This window comes from Streptomyces sp. NBC_01341 (assembly GCF_035946055.1).
GTDB lineage: Bacteria > Actinomycetota > Actinomycetes > Streptomycetales > Streptomycetaceae > Streptomyces.
On the sequence record NZ_CP108364.1, the window covers coordinates 1,413,122 to 1,430,540 of the forward strand.

15 protein-coding genes are annotated in these 17,419 nt (G+C 71.8%); 6 read left to right on the forward strand and 9 right to left on the reverse strand.

Going from position 1 to position 17,419, the window contains the following annotated elements; all coding sequences use genetic code 11:
- Window positions 1–15: 15 nt before the first annotated feature.
- The 4 genes from OG206_RS06295 to OG206_RS06310 all read right to left on the reverse strand — a co-directional run bounded on the left by OG206_RS06295 (window position 16) and on the right by OG206_RS06310 (window position 5,598).
- Window positions 16–1,473, reverse strand: a complete 1,458-nt coding sequence (locus OG206_RS06295; protein WP_327113077.1) for an NCS2 family permease — start codon at window positions 1,471–1,473, stop codon at window positions 16–18.
- A gap of 215 nt (window positions 1,474–1,688) precedes the next feature.
- Entirely contained in the window at window positions 1,689–4,106 is a 2,418-nt protein-coding gene (locus tag OG206_RS06300; RefSeq protein WP_327113079.1) for a xanthine dehydrogenase family protein molybdopterin-binding subunit, read from the reverse strand.
- A 2-nt stretch (window positions 4,107–4,108) separates the two neighbouring features.
- A complete protein-coding gene (locus OG206_RS06305) occupies window positions 4,109–4,705 on the reverse strand; it encodes a (2Fe-2S)-binding protein (RefSeq protein WP_327113081.1) in 597 nt (198 codons plus the stop codon).
- 2 nt (window positions 4,706–4,707) lie between these two features.
- Complete coding sequence (locus tag OG206_RS06310) at window positions 4,708–5,598, reverse strand: FAD binding domain-containing protein (RefSeq protein ID WP_327113083.1); 891 nt, start codon at window positions 5,596–5,598, stop codon at window positions 4,708–4,710.
- Window positions 5,599–5,871: 273 nt separating this feature from the next.
- On the opposite strand from OG206_RS06310, the gene OG206_RS06315 reads away from it, so the two are divergent.
- Window positions 5,872–7,593: a PucR family transcriptional regulator gene (locus OG206_RS06315; RefSeq protein ID WP_327113085.1), complete on the forward strand. Its 1,722-nt coding sequence runs from the start codon at window positions 5,872–5,874 to the stop codon at window positions 7,591–7,593.
- 191 nt (window positions 7,594–7,784) lie between these two features.
- The gene (locus OG206_RS06320; protein WP_327113087.1) at window positions 7,785–8,570 is read left to right on the forward strand and encodes a hypothetical protein; all 786 of its coding nucleotides are present in this window, start codon (window positions 7,785–7,787) and stop codon (window positions 8,568–8,570) included.
- Window positions 8,571–8,621: 51 nt separating this feature from the next.
- Here the strand turns inward: OG206_RS06320 and OG206_RS06325 are convergent, their stop codons facing one another.
- Window positions 8,622–9,368: a GntR family transcriptional regulator gene (locus OG206_RS06325; protein ID WP_327113089.1), complete on the reverse strand. Its 747-nt coding sequence runs from the start codon at window positions 9,366–9,368 to the stop codon at window positions 8,622–8,624.
- Window positions 9,369–9,509: 141 nt separating this feature from the next.
- Here OG206_RS06325 and OG206_RS06330 point away from each other — a divergent pair, with 141 nt between their 5' ends.
- Entirely contained in the window at window positions 9,510–10,358 is an 849-nt protein-coding gene (locus tag OG206_RS06330) for a (2Fe-2S)-binding protein (protein ID WP_327113091.1), read from the forward strand.
- Between the two features lie 203 nt (window positions 10,359–10,561).
- On the forward strand, window positions 10,562–11,647 hold the full coding sequence (locus OG206_RS06335) for a DUF2637 domain-containing protein (RefSeq protein WP_327113093.1): 1,086 nt from the start codon (window positions 10,562–10,564) through the stop codon (window positions 11,645–11,647).
- A 3-nt stretch (window positions 11,648–11,650) separates the two neighbouring features.
- On the opposite strand, the gene OG206_RS06340 is transcribed toward OG206_RS06335, so the two are convergent.
- Complete coding sequence (locus OG206_RS06340) at window positions 11,651–12,061, reverse strand: ATP-binding protein (protein ID WP_327113095.1); 411 nt, start codon at window positions 12,059–12,061, stop codon at window positions 11,651–11,653.
- Window positions 12,062–12,311: 250 nt separating this feature from the next.
- Here OG206_RS06340 and OG206_RS06345 point away from each other — a divergent pair, with 250 nt between their 5' ends.
- The gene (locus tag OG206_RS06345) at window positions 12,312–12,710 is read left to right on the forward strand and encodes a ribonuclease domain-containing protein (protein ID WP_327113097.1); all 399 of its coding nucleotides are present in this window, start codon (window positions 12,312–12,314) and stop codon (window positions 12,708–12,710) included.
- Window positions 12,711–12,810: 100 nt separating this feature from the next.
- The gene (locus OG206_RS06350) at window positions 12,811–13,200 is read left to right on the forward strand and encodes a barstar family protein (protein WP_327113099.1); all 390 of its coding nucleotides are present in this window, start codon (window positions 12,811–12,813) and stop codon (window positions 13,198–13,200) included.
- Window positions 13,201–13,253: 53 nt separating this feature from the next.
- Here OG206_RS06350 and OG206_RS06355 read toward each other — a convergent pair whose 3' ends face one another.
- From OG206_RS06355 to OG206_RS06365, 3 genes are all read right to left on the reverse strand, one after another.
- Window positions 13,254–13,826, reverse strand: coding sequence for a dihydrofolate reductase family protein (locus OG206_RS06355; RefSeq protein WP_327113101.1), 573 nt, complete (start codon window positions 13,824–13,826; stop codon window positions 13,254–13,256).
- Window positions 13,827–13,988: 162 nt separating this feature from the next.
- Window positions 13,989–15,731, reverse strand: a complete 1,743-nt coding sequence (locus OG206_RS06360; protein WP_327113103.1) for a pyruvate dehydrogenase — start codon at window positions 15,729–15,731, stop codon at window positions 13,989–13,991.
- A 60-nt stretch (window positions 15,732–15,791) separates the two neighbouring features.
- On the reverse strand, window positions 15,792–17,234 hold the full coding sequence (locus OG206_RS06365) for a protein phosphatase 2C domain-containing protein (RefSeq protein ID WP_327113105.1): 1,443 nt from the start codon (window positions 17,232–17,234) through the stop codon (window positions 15,792–15,794).
- Between the last annotated feature and the right edge of the window lie 185 nt (window positions 17,235–17,419).

The window sequence follows — 17,419 nt, forward strand, 5'->3', positions numbered from 1 at the left end:
CGGAGGGCGGGGACGTCAGTTGACGCCCAGCCGGCTCTCGATGGGGTGCAGGGCGAAGTAGACGACGAAGACGAGGGTCAGGACCCACATGAACGCGCCGACCTCGCGCGCCCTGCCCTGGGCGAGCTTGATGGCCGAGTACGAGATGACGCCCGCGGCGACGCCGGTGGTGATGGTGTACGTGAACGGCATCAGGACGACGGTGAGGAAGACCGGTACGGCGACCGAGCGGTCCGCCCAGTCCACGTGCCGGGCGTTCTGCATCATCATGGCGCCGATGACGACCAGGGCGGCGGAGGCCACCTCGGCCGGCACGATCGCCGTGAGCGGGGTGAAGAAGAGGCAGGCGGCGAAGAAGAGCCCGGTGACGACGGAGGCGAGCCCGGTGCGGGCCCCCTCCCCGACCCCGGTCGCCGACTCGACGAACACGGTCTGGCCGGAGCCTCCGGCGACGCCGCCGATCGCACCGCCCGCGCCGTCGATGAACAGCGCCTTGGACAGGCCCGGCATCCGGCCCTTGTCGTCCGCGAGGTTGGCCTCCGTGCCGACGCCGATGATGGTGGCCATCGCGTCGAAGAAGCCGGCCAGGACGAGAGTGAACACGATCATGCCGACCGTCATCACGCCGACGTCGCCCCAGCCGCCGAACTCGACGTTCCCGAAGAGCGAGAAGTCGGGTGAGGAGACCGCGCTGCCGCTCAGCTCGGGAGGGCCGCTGCTCCACGCCTTCGGGTCGATGTCGCCGACGGCGTTGACGACGACCGCCGCCAGGGTGCCGACGACGATGCCGATCAGGATGGCGCCGGGGACGTTGCGCGCCTGCAGCATGAAGATCAGCAGGAGGGTCGCGGCGAAGACGAGGACCGGCCAGCCGGCGAGTTCACCGGCGGGACCGAGGGACAGCGGGGTCGCGGTGCCCTGGTGCACGAAGCCGGCCTTGAAGAGGCCGATGAGGGCGATGAAGAGGCCGATTCCGATGGTGATGCCGTGCTTCAGCGCGAGGGGGATGGCATTCATGATCATCTCGCGGAGGCCGGTGACGACCAGGAGGCAGATCACCACCCCGTAGACGACGCACATGCCCATGGCCTGCGGCCAGGTCATGACCGGTGCGACCTGCGAGGCGAGGACCCCCGAGACGCTCAGTCCGGCGGCGAGGGCGAGGGGCACCTTGCCGACGAAGCCCATCAGCAGGGTGGTGGCCGCGGCCGCGAACGCGGTCGCGGTGATCAGTCCCGACTGCCCGAGCAGCCGGCCGTCGACGTCCTTGCCGCCGAGGATGAGGGGGTTGAGCAGGAGGATGTACGCCATGGCCATGAAGGTCGTGACGCCGCCGCGCACTTCGCGTGCGACGGTCGATCCGCGTTCGGATATGTGGAAGTACCGGTCGAGCCAGGACCGTCCGGCGGGGACACGCGTGCCGGGGCCCGCGTCCTCCGCGCTCGTCCTGGGTTCCACTGACTGCTGGGTCATGTTGCCTGACTCCCAAGGTTCACAGGGGCACCCGCGTGGAGCTGTCGTGACTGCGGGATTTGGGATGACTGCGAGGCGCACGACCCGGGGGACGGCCCGAGGCGAACTCTTCGTGCAGATGGATCGGTTGTGCGGTGGCTCCGGACGGTGCGTGGGCGCGGGGAAGCGTGACGTTCACTGCAGGCACGCACCGCCCGGAGGGATTTGACGAGCCGTCAGGTACCGGTGATGTGCTCGGGGCGCACCGGGGTCCTGTTGAGCTCCAGTCCCGTCGCCGCCCGGATCGCCGCGAGCACGGCCGGGGTGGACGACAGGGTCGGGGCCTCGCCGACGCCGCGCAGCCCGTACGGGGCGTGGTCGTCGGCGAGTTCGAGCACGTCGACCGGGATGGTCGGGGTGTCGAGGATGGTGGGGATCAGGTAGTCCGTGAAGGACGGGTTGCGCACCTTCGCCGTCTTCGGGTCGACGATGATCTCCTCCATGACGGCGACGCCCAGCCCCTGGGTGGTGCCGCCCTGGATCTGACCCACGACGGACAGCGGGTTGAGTGCCTTGCCCACGTCCTGGGCGCAGGCCAGTTCGATCACCTTGACCAGGCCGAGTTCGGTGTCGACCTCCACGACCGCGCGGTGGGCCGCGAAGGAGTACTGGACGTGGCCGTTGCCCTGTCCGGTGCGCAGGTCGAAGGCCTCGGTGGGCCTGTGCCGCCACTCCAGCTCGACGTCGACGGACTCCTCCTCCAGCACGTCGGCGAGCGACGCGAGCACCTCGCCGCCGTCGGTGACCACCTTGCCTCCCTCCAGGAGGAGTTCGGCGGTGGCCCAGGCCGGGTGGTACGTGCCGAACTTGCGGCGGCCGATCTCCAGGACCTGTTCCCTGACCGCCTCGCAGGAGTTCTTGACGGCGCCGCCGGTGACGTACGTCTGGCGGGAGGCGGACGTGGAGCCGGCGGAGCCGACCCGGGTGTCCGCCGGGTGGATGGTGACCTGGTTGACCCCGAGTTCGGTACGGGCGATCTGGGCGTGGACGGTGACACCGCCCTGCCCGACCTCGGCCATCGCGGTGTGCACGGTGGCGACCGGCTCGCCGTTGATGACCTCCATGCGCACCCGGGCGGTCGAGTAGTCGTCGAAGCCCTCGGAGAAGCCGACGTTCTTCAGGCCGACGGCGTAGCCGACGCCCCGCACGACACCCTCGCCGTGGGTCGTGTTGGACAGACCCCCGGGAAGCGCGCGTACGTCGACGGAGCTGCCCTCCGCGTCGGCCGAGAGCCACTGCTGCTCGGGTGGCAGGGGCCTGGCCTTGACGCGGCGCAGCAGTTCGGCGACCGGGGCCGGGGAGTCGACGGGCTGGCCGGTGGGGAGCAGGGTCCCCTGCTCCATGGCGTTCAGCTGCCGGAGTTCGACCGGGTCCATGTCGAGGGCCGCGGCGAGCTTGTCCATCTGCGCCTCGTAGGCGAAGCACGCCTGGACCGCGCCGAAGCCGCGCATGGCGCCGCAGGGCGGGTTGTTGGAGTAGAGCGCGATCGCCTCGATGTCGACGTCCTCGACGGCGTACGGGCCGACCGCGAGCGAGGAGGCGTTGCCGACGACCGCCGGGGAGGCGGACGCGTAGGCGCCGCCGTCCAGCACGATCCGGCACTTCATGTGGGTGAGCTTGCCGTCCTTGGTGGCACCGTGCTCGTAGTGGAGCTTGGCCGGGTGCCGGTGGACGTGTCCGAAGAAGGACTCGAAGCGGTTGTAGACCATCTTGACGGGCTTGCCGGTGCGCAGGGCCAGCAGGCAGGCGTGGATCTGCATCGACAGGTCCTCGCGGCCGCCGAACGCACCGCCGACGCCGGAGAGCGTCATGCGCACCTTGTCCTCGGGCAGGCCGAGCACGGGGGCGATCTGGCGGAGGTCGGAGTGCAGCCACTGGGTGGCGACGTACAGCTCGACGCCCCCGTCCTCGGAAGGAACCGCGAGGCCCGACTCAGGGCCGAGGAATGCCTGGTCCTGCATGCCGAAGACGTAGTCACCGGTGATGATCACGTCGGCCCGCGCGGCGGCCGCGTCGGCGTCGCCGCGGACGACGGGCTGGCGGTGGACGATGTTGGGGTGCGGTACGTGCCCGATGTGGTGGTCGTCGCGGCCTTCGTGGATCAGCACCGCGCCGGGCGCCGTCGCGGACTCCTCGTCCGTGATGACCGGCAGTTCCGCGTAGTCGATCCGGATCTTGGCGGCGGCACGGCGCGCGGTCTCCGGGTGGTCGGCGGCGACGAGCGCCACGGGCTCGCCGTGGTGACGGACCTTGCCGTGGGCGAGTACGGGGGTGTCCTGGATCTCCAGCCCGTAGTTCTTCATCTCGGCGGGCAGGTCGTCGTACGTCAGCACGGCGTAGACGCCGGGCGTGGCGACGGCCTCGCCGATGTCGATCGACCGGATCTCGGCGTGGGCGACGGTGGAGCGGAGCGTGTGGCCCCACAGCATGTCCTCGTGCCACATGTCCGAGGAGTAGGCGAACTCGCCGGTGACCTTGAGGGTCCCGTCGGGCCGCAGGGTGGACTCGCCGATGCCGCCCCGGGTGTGGGAGCCCTGGGTGATCTTGGCGGGGGTGCCGGCCGGTACGGTCGCGGCTCGTGGGTGCAGCGCCATGGCTATCGGACCGCCTCTTCCTGACGGGCGGCCGCGAGGCGGACCGCGTCGAGGATCGTCTCGTAGCCGGTGCACCGGCAGAGGTTGCCGGAGAGCGCCTCGCGGATGTCCTGGTCGGACGGCGAGGGGTGCGTCTCGAGCAGCTCGTCGGCCGCGACCAGCAGGCCGGGGGTGCAGAAGCCGCACTGGACGGCCCCCGCGTCGATGAACGCCTGCTGGACGGGTGAGAGGTCGGCCGCGTCGGCGCTCTGCGCGTCGGCGGGCTTGGCCTGCCAGCGCTGGGCCGCGTCGACAGACGTGCCGCAGGCGCCCGCGGCGCATCCGGTTCCGGGGTGGGCGTCGTCGCGGTGCCTGGCGTAGTCGGCCAGCCCTTCGACGGTGACGATCTCGCGGCCTTCCGCCTGGCCGGCCGCGACGAGACAGGAACAGACGGGCACACCGTCGAGGCGGACCGTACAGGAGCCGCATTCGCCCTGCTCACAGGCGTTCTTGGAGCCGGGCAGGCCCATGCGCTCACGCAGGACGTACAGGAGTGACTCGCCCTCCCAGACGTCGTCGGCTTCCTGTTTCCGGCCGTTGACCGTGAAATTGACTCGCATGATCAGGCAGCTCCTTCGAGGGTGCGTCCCGCTCCGCGGTACTGCTCCCAGGTCCAGCCCAGCGTGCGGCGGGCCATGATGCCGACCGCGTGCCTGCGGTAGGCGGCGGTTCCCCGTACGTCGTCGATGGGGTTGCAGGCCCCCGCGGCGAGCTGGGCGAACTGCTTGGCGACGGACGGGGTGATGATCTTCCCGCTGTCCCAGAACCCGCCCTCCTCCAGTGCGGCGTTGAGGAAGTCCTCGGCCTCCTTCGCCCTGACCGGGGTCGGGGCGGCGGAGCCGATACCGGTCCGTACCGTGCGCGTCCCGGGGTGGAGGGCGAGACCGAAGGCGCACACGGCGATGACCATCGCGTTGCGCGTGCCGACCTTCGAGTACTGCTGCGGACCGTCCGCCTTCTTGATGTGCACGGCCCGGATCAGCTCGTCCGGTGCGAGGGCGTTGCGCTTCACGCCGGTGTAGAAGTCGTCGATCGGGATCATCCGCGTCCCGCGTACGGACGCGGCCTCGACCTCGGCTCCCGCGGCGAGCAGCGCGGGGTGGGCGTCCCCCGCGGGGGACGCGGTGCCCAGGTTGCCGCCGACACCGCCGCGGTTGCGGATCTGCGGCGAGGCGACCGTGTGCGAGGCGAGGGCGAGGCCGGGCAGCTCGGCCCTCAGGTTCTCCATGACGGCGCTGTACGGCACGGAGGCGCCGAGGCGTACGGTGTCCGGGCCCACCTGCCACTCGGACAGCTCACCGATGCGGTTCAGGTCCATGAGGTGTTCGGGCCGGCGGTGGTCGAAGTTGATCTCGACCATGACGTCGGTGCCACCCGCGATGGGCACAGCCGTCGGGTGCTCGGCCTTGGCGGCGAGCGCCTCCTCCCAGCTGGCGGGGCGAAGGAAGTCCATGAGTGGCTCTCTTCTTCTCAATCGGGTCGTTCGGCTGGGGGCGGGGTGCGGCCGGCCCATTACTGGTCGTTCCTGTGTTGTTTGACGCGGTGTGTGGCCCAGTACACAAGTCTTGCTCCACTCGGTGCAGTCACCGAAACCATGAAGGAGTTGGCTGGTCCCCGTCCCCGTCTTGTAGATTCGAACGAATGGCGGGTACCGGTGACCTCACCGCAATTCACAGGTAACCCCTGACGTCCCCCGCACCAACGAAGAGATCGGCGGCAATCGACGATGCGGCTGCGCGCACTGCTGGACACCGAGGCGCTGGGCCTGCGGCTGCTCGGCGGCGAGGACGAGCTGGACCGGTCGGTCCGCGGCGTCATGACGACCGACCTGCGCGACCCCAGCCGCTACCTCTCCGGCGGGGAACTGGTCCTCACCGGGCTCGCCTGGCGGCGGGACGCCGCCGACTCCGAGCCCTTCGTCAGGATCCTGGCGGGCGCGGGCGTCGCGGGTCTGGCCGCCGGCGAGGCCGAACTCGGGGACATCCCGGACGACCTGGTCGAGGCGTGCCTGAGGCACCGGCTGCCGCTGTTCGCCGTGCACGAGACCGTCGCGTTCGCAATGATCACCGAGCACGTGGTCCGGCAGGTGTCCGGTGAACGGGCCGGCGACCTCGCCGCGGTCGTCGACCGGCACCGCCGCCTGATGACCTCGGGTCCGGCGGGCGGCGGCCCCGAGGTGGTCCTCGATCTGCTGACCTCCGACCTGGACCTGCGCGCCTGGGTCCTCTCCCCCACGGGCCGCCGGATCGCCGGGGCCGGTGAGCCGCTGCCCCCGCACGTCGGCGCGGAACTGGCCGGCCACCACCTCGCCGCGACCCGTTCGGGCCGCCGGGGGCCGCACCGGGCCGAGGTGGACGGTACGGCGTATTCACTGTTCCCGATCCGGAACACCGGCCGGGGAGCCGCCCCGCTCCCGTCCAGGGACGTGCGGGAGTCCGTCCTCTCGGACTGGCTGCTGGCCGTCGAGGCGGACGCGGGCGACTGGCCGGCCGCACGCCTGGACCTGCTCCAGGGCGTGACGCAGTTGATCGCGGTCGAGCGGGACCGCCGCGACGCGGCGCGGGCGGTTCGCCGGAGGCTCGCCCAGGAGGTCCTGGAGCTGGTCCAGGCGGGCGCCGCCCCGGCCGAGATCGCGGCCCGGCTCCGGGTCGCCGCCCCCGTCCTGCTGCCGGGTCTCGGCACAGCGCCGCACTGGCAGGTCGTCGTGGCCCGGGTCGAATGGGCGGGCGAGGACACGGACCTCCCGGGCGGCCGGGCCGCCCAGGCGGTGCTGGAGGAGATCCTGGTCGACCCCGCGGTGGCCGGCCCCGACTCGGCGGACCGGATCGCCGTGGCGTACACCGGCGAGGAGGCCGTCGCGCTGGTGCCGCTGACCGCGCTCCCCGCACCGCCCGCCACCGGCGCAGGTGCGGAGGACGAGGCCGCGGCGGACGAGCCGGAGCGGCGGGACGCCGCCCTGCACGCCGATGCCCTGCTCCAGACCGTCCGCGCGCCGCTCTCCGCCGGGCTGGCCGACGACGGGCGCCTGACACTCGGTGTCAGCGCCGCCGTGCACTCCGCCGAAGGGCTGCGCGGAGCGCTCGAGGAGGCGCGGCACGCCCGCCGCGTCGCCGCGGCCCGGCCGGGCCCGGTCTGCGCGGCCGGCCACCACGAGCTCGCCTCCCACGTCCTGCTGCTGCCCTTCGTGCCGGACGACGTGCGCCGGGCGTTCACCGCGCGGCTCCTGGACCCCCTGCGCGACTACGACCGGCGTCACCGCGCGGAACTCATGGAGACGCTGGAGGCATTCCTGGACTGCGACGGTTCCTGGACCCGCTGTGCGGCCCGGCTGCACCTCCACGTCAACACACTGCGCTATCGCGTCGGACGTATCGAGCAGTTGACGGGACGTGACCTTTCGCGCCTCGAGGACAAGCTCGACTTCTTCCTCGCCCTGCGCATGAGGTGACTTCCCGGCCCAATCGTGGCCCGGCCGGGCTCCGGGTGATTGTGAAATCTTTCACCTGACATTGATCCCACCCCTTGGCCCGGCGTGCCATTCCGTGCTGAGATGCGCGCAGACCCTGGCCGGCGGGCGTTCGCCGCCGGCCTCCACAGCTCGACGGCGCGCTCGGGGAGGGCAACGTGGCGCATACCGCCATGTCTGGTTCCGGAACGACTGCAGATGACGATCCGCCGCTCCAGACCGCGGTATGGCGGCTGCGTTCACGAGCCTGCTGGACGGACGCGGCCGCGCTGCTCGAACCCCACGCGGCCACGGACCACGCGGCCGCACTCCAGCGGACCTCGCTGCTGACCGAGCGGTGCCTGTACACGGGCACCGGGTGGACCGACGCCGAGGACGCCCTGCGCGCGGCGGAGGCGCTCGCGCACGGGGATTCGGAGCGTGGGGCGGCCGCCTGCGAGCGCGGCTATCTCGCCTACGCCTCGACACTGCTCGGAGCGCGCGACCGGGCCGACGAGGCCAGCGTGGCGCTCAGCAGGGCCGCCGCACTGCTCTCCCCCGCTGCACCCGGCCGGCCCCTGCTGGACTTCCGCCGGGGTCTGATCGCCCAGAACATCGCCGATTCCCCCCAGTCCGCCCGTGCCGCCTACCGCAGGGCACACGCCGGGGCGACCGCCCGGGGCGACGAACTCCTGCTCTCCTTCACCTGGCGCCATCTCGCCTCGCTCGCCCTGCGCGAGGGCGAGCTCGCCGAGGCGCGGCACGGGTTCGCCGAGTCACTGCGGATACGGGAGGAGCTGGGCTACCTCGTCGGCACGGCCCCGGCGCTCATCTCGCTCGCCGACGCCGAGACCGAACCCGAGGCCGCGGCCCGGCTGCGGGCCGAGGCGGGGCGGCTGTTCCGGCTCCTCGGCGGCGTACCGACCTGGCTGGCGCCCCGGCTGGAGCCTCCGGCCCCGGAGACGGTCGAGGCGAACTGAGGGGCCGGACCGAGGCATGGCGGCCGGGCACCCGTCGGGGTGCCCGGGGCGTCACACGTCGGCGCCGTTGTAGTGCTCGCGCACGAGGGACCGCACCACCGTGAGGTCCCGGGCGATCAGCGCGTCGAGCAGCGCGGTGTGCTCCGAGGCGTCGGCGAGCAGCTCCGCCCGCCGGCCCGCCGGGCCGGCGGCCAGGGGCCACTGGGACCTGCGGTGCAGATCGTCGGCGACCTCCACGAGCTGCAGGTTGCCGGACAGTTCGAGCACCGCACGGTGGAAGGCGCGGTCGCTCTCGGCGTATCCCGCGCGGTCACCGACGGCCGCCGCGGCGACCGTGGCGTCGGCCAGCGGGCGCAGCGCGTACCAGTCGTCGGCCGGGACCGTGCGGGCGAGCCGCAGCATGACCGGGACCTCGATCAGGGCGCGCACCTCCGCGAGCTCGGCCAGTTCACGGGCACCCCGTCGGCTGACCCGGAAGCCGCGGTTCGGCACGACCTCGACGGCGCCCTCGACCGCCAGCTGCTGCATGGCCTCGCGCACGGGCGTCGCGGACACACCGAAGCGCGCGCCGAGCGCGGGGGCGGAGTAGACCTCCCCCGGGGTCAGCTCGCCACCGACGAGCGCGGAGCGCAGGGCGTGCAGGATCTGGCCGCGTACGGAGTGCCGCTGCACGGTGCGGGACACGGTGCGCTCGCTGTGGGTGTGCTCGCCGCGTGCCTGTTCGGGCACACGGACGTCCGGCGGGGTGCCCGCCGGCGCATACGGGCCCACGCCGTCCCGCACTCTGCCCTGCTCCACCCGGGACCTCCTCGGAACGAGGGGCCGGCTCGCGCACCGGGCCCCGTGTGCACGATATGCGCAGTGGGCGCCGGTTCCCCTATCGGTCAGTTCGGGTAAGGTAAGGCTTACCTGTAAATGATCGTGATTCGGTGGTCCCTCATGACCGTGCCCGTCCTGCTCGCCACGACCGCCCCGTCTCCGACCGCGGCGGCGTACACCCGTCTGGCCGAGGTCTTCCCGGGGCTGCGGGCCGAGGTGCTCGCCCACGACGCGCCGGCACCCTCCGGGGCGGGCTGGGTCCGGGCGGCGGACCTCGCCGAGGGCGGAGCGGCACTGGACGACTTCCTGGCCTGGGACGAGGCACAGGTGCTCCGGGACTACGGCACCCGCGCCCGCCCCGACGTCGTGGCGAGCTTCGGACTCCACCGCTACGCGTGGCCGGCCTGCCTCCTGGTGACCGTGCCGTGGTTCCTGCACCGGCGCGTGCCCCGCATCCCCGTGGCCGACGTCTCCTTCCACCGGGGACTGGGCCATCTGGCCCTGCGGGTGGGCGAGTTCGCCTGCCTTCCCGGTGATCCCGCCGCAGCCCTGCCGGGCGCCCGGGTCGTGCCCGGTGAAGCGGCGCTGCGGGCCGAGGTCCGCGACTCCGTGGCCGAGCACATCGGCCCCGTGCTGGACGGGTTCGGGCCCCGCATGCGACGCGGCAAGCGCGCCCTGTGGGGCATGGCGACCGACGAGATCGTCGAGGGTCTCTGGTACATCGCGCACCTGCTCGGGGAGGAGAACCGGGCGATGGCCGAGCTGGAGGAGCTGCTCCCGGGCACGACCAAGCCGTACGTGGGTACGGCGGGCTTCCGTGAACTGACCGGACCCGGCGGCGAGTCCCTCCCCACCCGGGACCGGGCGAGCTGCTGCCTCTTCTACACCCTGCGGCCGGAGGACACCTGCGTGACCTGCCCCCGCACCTGCGACGACGACCGCGTCCGCAGGCTCGCCGCCACCGCGTGAGCCGCACGCGGCTCACACCACCCGGCCGGGCGACCGGAATTCGAACACAACACGGCCTTCCCTCACGCACGTTCGAGAAGATTCCGTCCAACGATGAGGCCCGCCGACCCAATGGCGTTCACTTGTCCCGAAACCCGCTGAGCGGCCCGGAATTTCCGTCACGATGGCGCCCGAAACGCCCTACGTGACGCAAGGGACCGTGCATGAGACTGACCGACATATCGCTTGACTGGCTGCTTCCGGGCGCCGTGCTGCTCGTGGGGGTCATGGCGGCGGTGACGGTGGTCGCGCGCGGCAAGCGCGCCGCTGAGAAGGCCGGGGCCGACGACAGCTGGGAACGCAGCGAGGAGCGCCGCCGGCGCAAGGAGGCGCTCTACGCCACCGCCTCGTACGTCCTGCTGTTCTGCTGTGCCGCGGTCGCCGCCGCCCTCTCCTTCCACGGGCTCGTCGGCTTCGGCCGGCAAAACCTCAACCTCTCCGGGGGCTGGGAGTACCTCGTGCCCTTCGGCCTCGACGGGGCCGCGATGTTCTGTTCGGTGCTCGCCGTACGTGAGGCCAGCCACGGCGACGCGGCTCTGGGCTCGCGACTGCTGGTGTGGACGTTCGCCGGTGCCGCCGCCTGGTTCAACTGGGTGCACGCGCCGCGCGGCATGGACCACGCGGGCGCTCCGCACTTCTTCGCGGGCATGTCGCTCTCGGCCGCGGTGCTGTTCGACCGCGCGCTGAAGCAGACACGCCGTGCGGCACTCCGCGAGCAGGGCCTGGTGCCCCGTCCGCTGCCGCAGATCCGGATCGTACGGTGGCTGCGCGCCCCCAGGGAGACGTTCGGCGCCTGGTCGCTGATGCTCCTCGAAGGCGTCCGGACCCTGGACGAGGCGGTGGACGAGGTGCGCGAGGACCGCCGGGAGAGAGAACAGGACCGGCACCGCAGGAAGGATCAGGCCAAACTGGACCGGGCCCACATCAAGGCCCTGAACCGGCAGAACCGGGTATGGGGGCGCGGCGGACGGTCGGGCCGCCAGATGGACGTCCAGGCCATCGCCCCGGCGGCAGGGGGCGGCCCACCGGCCGTCGCGGAACCCGCCATAGCAGGGCCGGGACAACTGCCCCTGCGCCCCCGTCCATCCCTGCAAGCCGTGAACGGCCCGAAATCCAGGAGTACTTCGGCACAGACCACCAGCGGTGAACCCGCGCCCGTCGACCTCACCGCCGAGGACGACACACAGGCCCTGCCCCGGCTCGATTCGCTGGAGCAGAAACTCAAGGACCTGGAACAGCAGTTCGGCTGAGCGTCATGCCATGCCGCCGCTCAGCTCGAACCAGACCACCTTGCCCAGCGCCTGAGTCGTGACTCCCCAGGAGTCCGCCAGGCTCTGGACGAGGAGCAAACCCCTGCCGTGCGTACCGTCGTCGGCGTTCGGTACGTACGGCGCGGGTTCCTGCTCCGTCATGAAGTCACGCACCTCCACGCGCAAACGCGCGGGTGCGGACGTCACGGTGACCACGGCCCCGTTCCGCGTGTGGATCAGCGCGTTCGTCACCAGTTCGGAGAGCAGGAGTTCAGCGACCTCGGTGTCCTCCGGCCGCCGCCGGTAGCGCAGGAAATCCCGCAGCGCCCCGCGTATCTCCCCCACGGCCGACAGGTCGGCGTGCCCGAGTCTGCGATGCAGCCGCGCCGGCGGACCCTCCCGTCGCTTCGTCATGTCCCCCGCACGCACGATGAATCGGCCCCTCTCGGATTCGCTTCGCTCCGTCATGTCTCGAACGCTTGCCCCCGATGCATTCCCCATCGGCGAGCGGTCAAGCTATTCCGGGCGTCAACAGATGAACACACGGCCGCTCAGGACCCACCGCGGACGAGCGGATCAGGATGCGCACTCACTGTTAACATGCGGAAAATTCACATGAGTTGCCGTTGACGGACGGGCATCTACGCGCGTCATCATGGTGGGCATGCGAATCCCCCCACGGATCACCACGCTCGGCGGCGTCGCCGCCCTCCTGTCCGTCCTCTTCGTCTCGGGACCGGTGACGGCGTCGGCCGCGACCGTTCCCTCGACCACGGCGGTGGGCAGCGTCTGTTACTCCGCGCTGCCTTCCGAGGCACATGACACGCTCGGCCTGATCGAGGACGGCGGCCCGTTCCCGTACGAGGAGGACGGCACGGTCTTCCAGAACCGGGAGGCCGTCCTGCCCAGTCGGAGCACCGGCTACTACCACGAGTACACGGTCGTCACGCCCGGCTCCCCCACCCGCGGGGCCCGCCGGATCGTGACGGGCGAGGAAGTCCGGGAGGACTACTACACCGCGGACCACTACGAGTCGTTCGACCTCGTCGACCACGACTGCTGATCCGCACCCCCGGTCCGGCCCGCGCCGCAGTCCCCCACCTGCGACGCGGGCCTCCGGCCGGCACCGGCACTTCCGGGAGACGCGCTTGTAGGCTCCGGGCATGACCGTGACCTATGTGATCGACGGCGCCGGGATCACCGGCCTTGACGACTTCTGGGATCGGATCGGTGAAGCCGTGAACGGCCCCGGAGGCTATTTCGGCCGTGGGCTGGACGCCTTCGCGGACTGTCTGCGCGGTGGCTTCGGCACCCCGGACGACGGTCGCTTCGTCATCGAATGGCGCGACCACGCCGCCTCCGCCCGTGCTCTCGGTCATGCGGAGACCGCTCGCAGACTGGACGAGCGGCTGCCCCGCGTGCATCCGTCGAATCGGGCGCGCGTCGAACGGGAGATCGCCGAGGCCCGTGCCGGACGGGGGCCGACCCTGTTCGGCCGACTCGTCTCCATCATCACGGAAACGGCAGGGCCGGAAGCCCTGCGTCTGCGCTGAGGGCTGAGGACCGGCGGGCCCACGGCGCCGTTCCCCCCGTCAGGCGGGCGCGGTCAGTGGATGACGTCGAAGACGTTCTTCTGCAGACCGTTGGCGTAGGTCTCGTGCTCGACGAGCCGCAGTTTCTGGGTGTCCTTGTCCGTGCCGCTGAACAGACGCTTGCCCGCGCCCAGCAGGAGCGGGAAGACGAGCAGGTGGTAGCGGTCGATGAGACCGGCGTCCGAAAGACTCCGGTTCAGCGCGGCGCTGCCGTGGACGATGATCGGACCGCCCTCGGTCTCCTTCAGCGCGGCGACGCCGTCGAGGGAACGCAGGATGGTGGTCTCGCCCCAGGCCGGGACCAGCTCGTCCTCGGTGAGCGTGGTCGACACGACGTACTTCGGCATCACCCTGTAGTCGGCGAAGTCCTCCATGTCCGGCCAGACGGGGCTGAACGCCTCGTAACTGACGCGGCCCATCAGCATCGCCGCGGCCTCCTTCTGCTCGCGTCCCTTGATCTCGAACGCCTCGGGAAGGAACTCCACGTCCTTGAAGGTCCATCCGGAGTTGCGGTAGCCGGGTTCGCCGCCGGGTGCCTCCACGACCCCGTCGAGGGAGACGAAGGCGGTGCTGATCAGAGTGCGCATCTGGTGTCCTCGGTGTCTCGTGTCCGGTGCTCTGCGGATCAGGGCGGCGCACGCTGCGAACACCTCTCGGCCGCGGCGCACCAACCGGTTCTCTGACTGCGCGCACGGGGAGAACTCATCGGTCGCGGCCCCGCCCCGGAGACAGGGGCGGACCGAAGGCGCTCAGGGACGCGGCACGTTGCGGATGTTGGAGCGGGCCATCTGGAGCATGCGGCCGACTCCGCCGTCCAGGACGATCTTGCTGGCCGAGAGCGCGAAGCCGGTGACCATGTCCGCGCTGATCTTGGGCGGGATGGAGAGTGCGTTCGGGTCGGTGACCACGTCGACGAGCGCCGGCCCCTTGTGCCTGAAGGCCTCCTTGAGCGCGCCCTCCAGCTGCTTGGGCTTCTCCACGCGCACCCCGTAGGCGCCTGCGGCCCTCGCGACGGCCGCGAAGTCGGGGTTCTTGTTGGTCGTACCGAACGACGGCAGGCCCGCCACCAGCATCTCCAGCTCGACCATGCCGAGCGCGGAGTTGTTGAAGAGGACCACCTTCACCGGCAGGTTGTACTGGACGAGCGTGAGGAAGTCACCCATCAGCATGGTGAAACCGCCGTCGCCGGACATGGACACGACCTGGCGGTTCCGGTCGGTGAACTGGGCCCCGATCGCCTGGGGCAGTGCGTTCGCCATCGAACCGTGGCTGAACGAACCGATCACCCGGCGCTTGCCGTTGGGTGTGAGGTAGCGCGCCGCCCAGACGTTGCACATGCCGGTGTCGACGGTGAACACGGCGTCGTCGTCGGCGATCTCGTCGAGGACCGAGGCGACGTACTCGGGGTGGATCGGCACGTGCTTCTCGACCTTGCGGGTGTACGCCTTGACCACGCCCTCGAGCGCGTCCGCGTGCTTCTTCAGCATCCGGTCGAGGAACCTGCGGTTCGTCTTGGTCTTCACGCGCGGGGTCAGGCACCGCAGCGTCTCGCGTACGTCGCCCCAGACCGCCAGGTCGAGCTTCGACCGCCGGCCCAGGTGTTCGGGGCGCACGTCGACCTGGACGATCTTCACGTCGGTCGGGAGGAACGCGTTGTACGGGAAGTCCGTGCCCAGCAGGATCAGCAGATCGCACTCGTGCGTGGCCTCGTAGGCGGCGCCGTAGCCGAGCAGCCCGCTCATGCCCACGTCGTACGGATTGTCGTACTGGATCCACTCCTTGCCGCGCAGCGCGTGGCCGACCGGGGCCTTCACCCGTTCGGCCAGTTCCATGACCTCGGCGTGCGCGCCCGCCGTTCCGCTTCCGCAGAACAGCGTCACCCGCTTGGCCTCGTCGATCATCCGGCAGAGCTTCTCGATCTCCTCGTCCCCGGGCCGCACGGACGGCCGCGAGGTGACCAGGGCGTGCTCGACGGACTTGTCGGGGGCCGGCTGCGAGGCGATGTCACCGGGCATCGACACGACGCTGACACCACCGCGGCCGATGGCGTGCTGGATGGCCGTCTGGAGCAGGCGCGGCATCTGCTGCGGGTTGGAGATCATCTCGTTGTAGTGGCTGCACTCCTGGAAGAGCAGCTCGGGATGCGTCTCCTGGAAGTAGCCGAGGCCGATCTCGCTCGACGGGATGTGCGAGGCGAGCGCGAGCACCGGGGCCATGGACCGGTGGGCGTCGTACAGGCCGTTGATCAGGTGCAGGTTGCCGGGGCCGCAGGAACCCGCGCAGGCGGCGAGGGTTCCGGTGACCTGTGCCTCGGCTCCCGCGGCGAACGCGGCGGTCTCCTCGTGCCTGACCTGGATCCACTCGATGGCGGCGTTGCGGCGGACGGCGTCGACCACCGGGTTGAGGCTGTCGCCGACGACGCCGTACAGCCGCTTGACCCCCGCCCGGACCAGGATGTCGACGAACTGTTCCGACACGTTCTGCTTGGCCATGGGTGCGCGCCCTCTCTGCCTCAGGCTGTCCGTGTCTCCATCAACCCATGCCGCGCTCCGTTACGCCTCCCAGACCGCCACGCACGTACGGTCGTCCGCGTACCCCTTGGTCCGGAGCTGTACGTCGGCGAGATAGGCGGGCAGTCCCGGCGGCGCGTCCGACGCCCAGCGCCGGGCGAGTTCCCCGGCGAGCGCGGGTTCTCCGCGCATCGGCTCGGCCATGCCGCTTCCGCAGAGCAGCAGCGTGTCGCCCGGACGGGCGACGGAGGCACGGAAGTGGAAGGGCTCGGCGGGCCGCTGCGGCGGGCTCTCCTCGTACGGAGAGGGGGGCGTGGTGATCTGCAGGTCCATCGTGAGCCGGTCCCCGCCGGGGCCCTCCTCCTCGGCGGCGCCCACCGGGGCGGGGAGCACCGGGTCGAGGTCCTGCCAGGCGCCGTCACGGAGCCTGAAGAGGCCGCCGCGGCCCGTGCCGAAGAAGACCCGGGTGCGACAGTCCGGGTCGGCGGACAGCAGCAGGCAGCCCAGTCCGGCGCTGTAGGCGGACGGATCGAGGCCCAGTTCCGCGGCGCGGGCGCGCAGCCTGCCGTACGTACGGTCGGTGAGGCGGTGCAGACCGGACTTGAGGTCACCCCGGCGCCCCGCTCTTATGTCGTCCGAGAGCCGGGCGTGGCTGCGGGCGACGGCGCCGCCGATCCAGCGGCAGGCGTCGGCCGCGGCGAGATGCGCCCCGTCGGCGCCCCGGGCACCGCCGGCCACCGCGACCAGGACGAGTGCCGCGTCGCCGGCCCCGAAGCGGGCGGTGAGCAGGGCGTCGCGCCGGCGCTCTCCGCGGAAGCGGGCGGAGTCCCCGCGTACGGACGCGGCGCGCAGCGTGTACGTCCCGTACCGCGCGCCGTCCAGGACGGTGTCGGGCACGATGCCGTCGAGGTGGTCGGGCCCGGAGAGGGGCAGGGCCGCGGGTTCGGCGTCGTAGGTCGGCGGTCGGTCGCCGACGTGGCCCACGACGGGGCGCACCGGCGGTTCGGGGGCCTCGGCCACGGCCGGCGGTGCGGGAGGCGGCGGGGGGGCCGCGAAGGTACGCGGTCCCTGCCGCCCGGCCGGAGCCTCCCAGGGCGCACGCTCGTCGACGCCCGCCGGCGGACGGTGCGGTGCGGGGGGCACGGGAGGCGGCTCGGGCGGAGGCGTCGCCGCTGCGGGCGGGGGCCCGGGCGCGGAGGCGGGGGGCTCCGGCGCGGGGTCCGGCCTCGGTGCGGCGTGCCTCGGCGGGCGCCTCTCCGACGGCGGGGCCGCCTCCGGCAGGCGCGGGTCGGGCAGCGGGATCACGGTGACCGGATGGTCCGCGCCCCCCGTAGTCCCCGAGCCCACGGCGTCCGACGCGGAGTCGAAGCGGTCGTCGAGGCTGTCGGCCGCGCTGCTCGGCCCGATGTCCCGCGCGGTGTCGTCGTACAGCTTCCGCCACCAGTCGTCCTCGTCGGCGGCGGGCTTCTCCCCCTGCTGGCTCATGCCCCTAGTGTCCACCGCACGGGCCGTACGAAAACGGGGCATCCGGAAAAACGGCCCGGAAGTGGCACGTGAGCGGGGCCCGCCGGGCGTCCCCACCCCCCACGGGAAGGTCGCCCGGCGGGCCGGTTCGAGGGTTCGGTCCAGCGCCGGTGGGGTGGCTGATACCGAAGAGGCGCCACACTGCC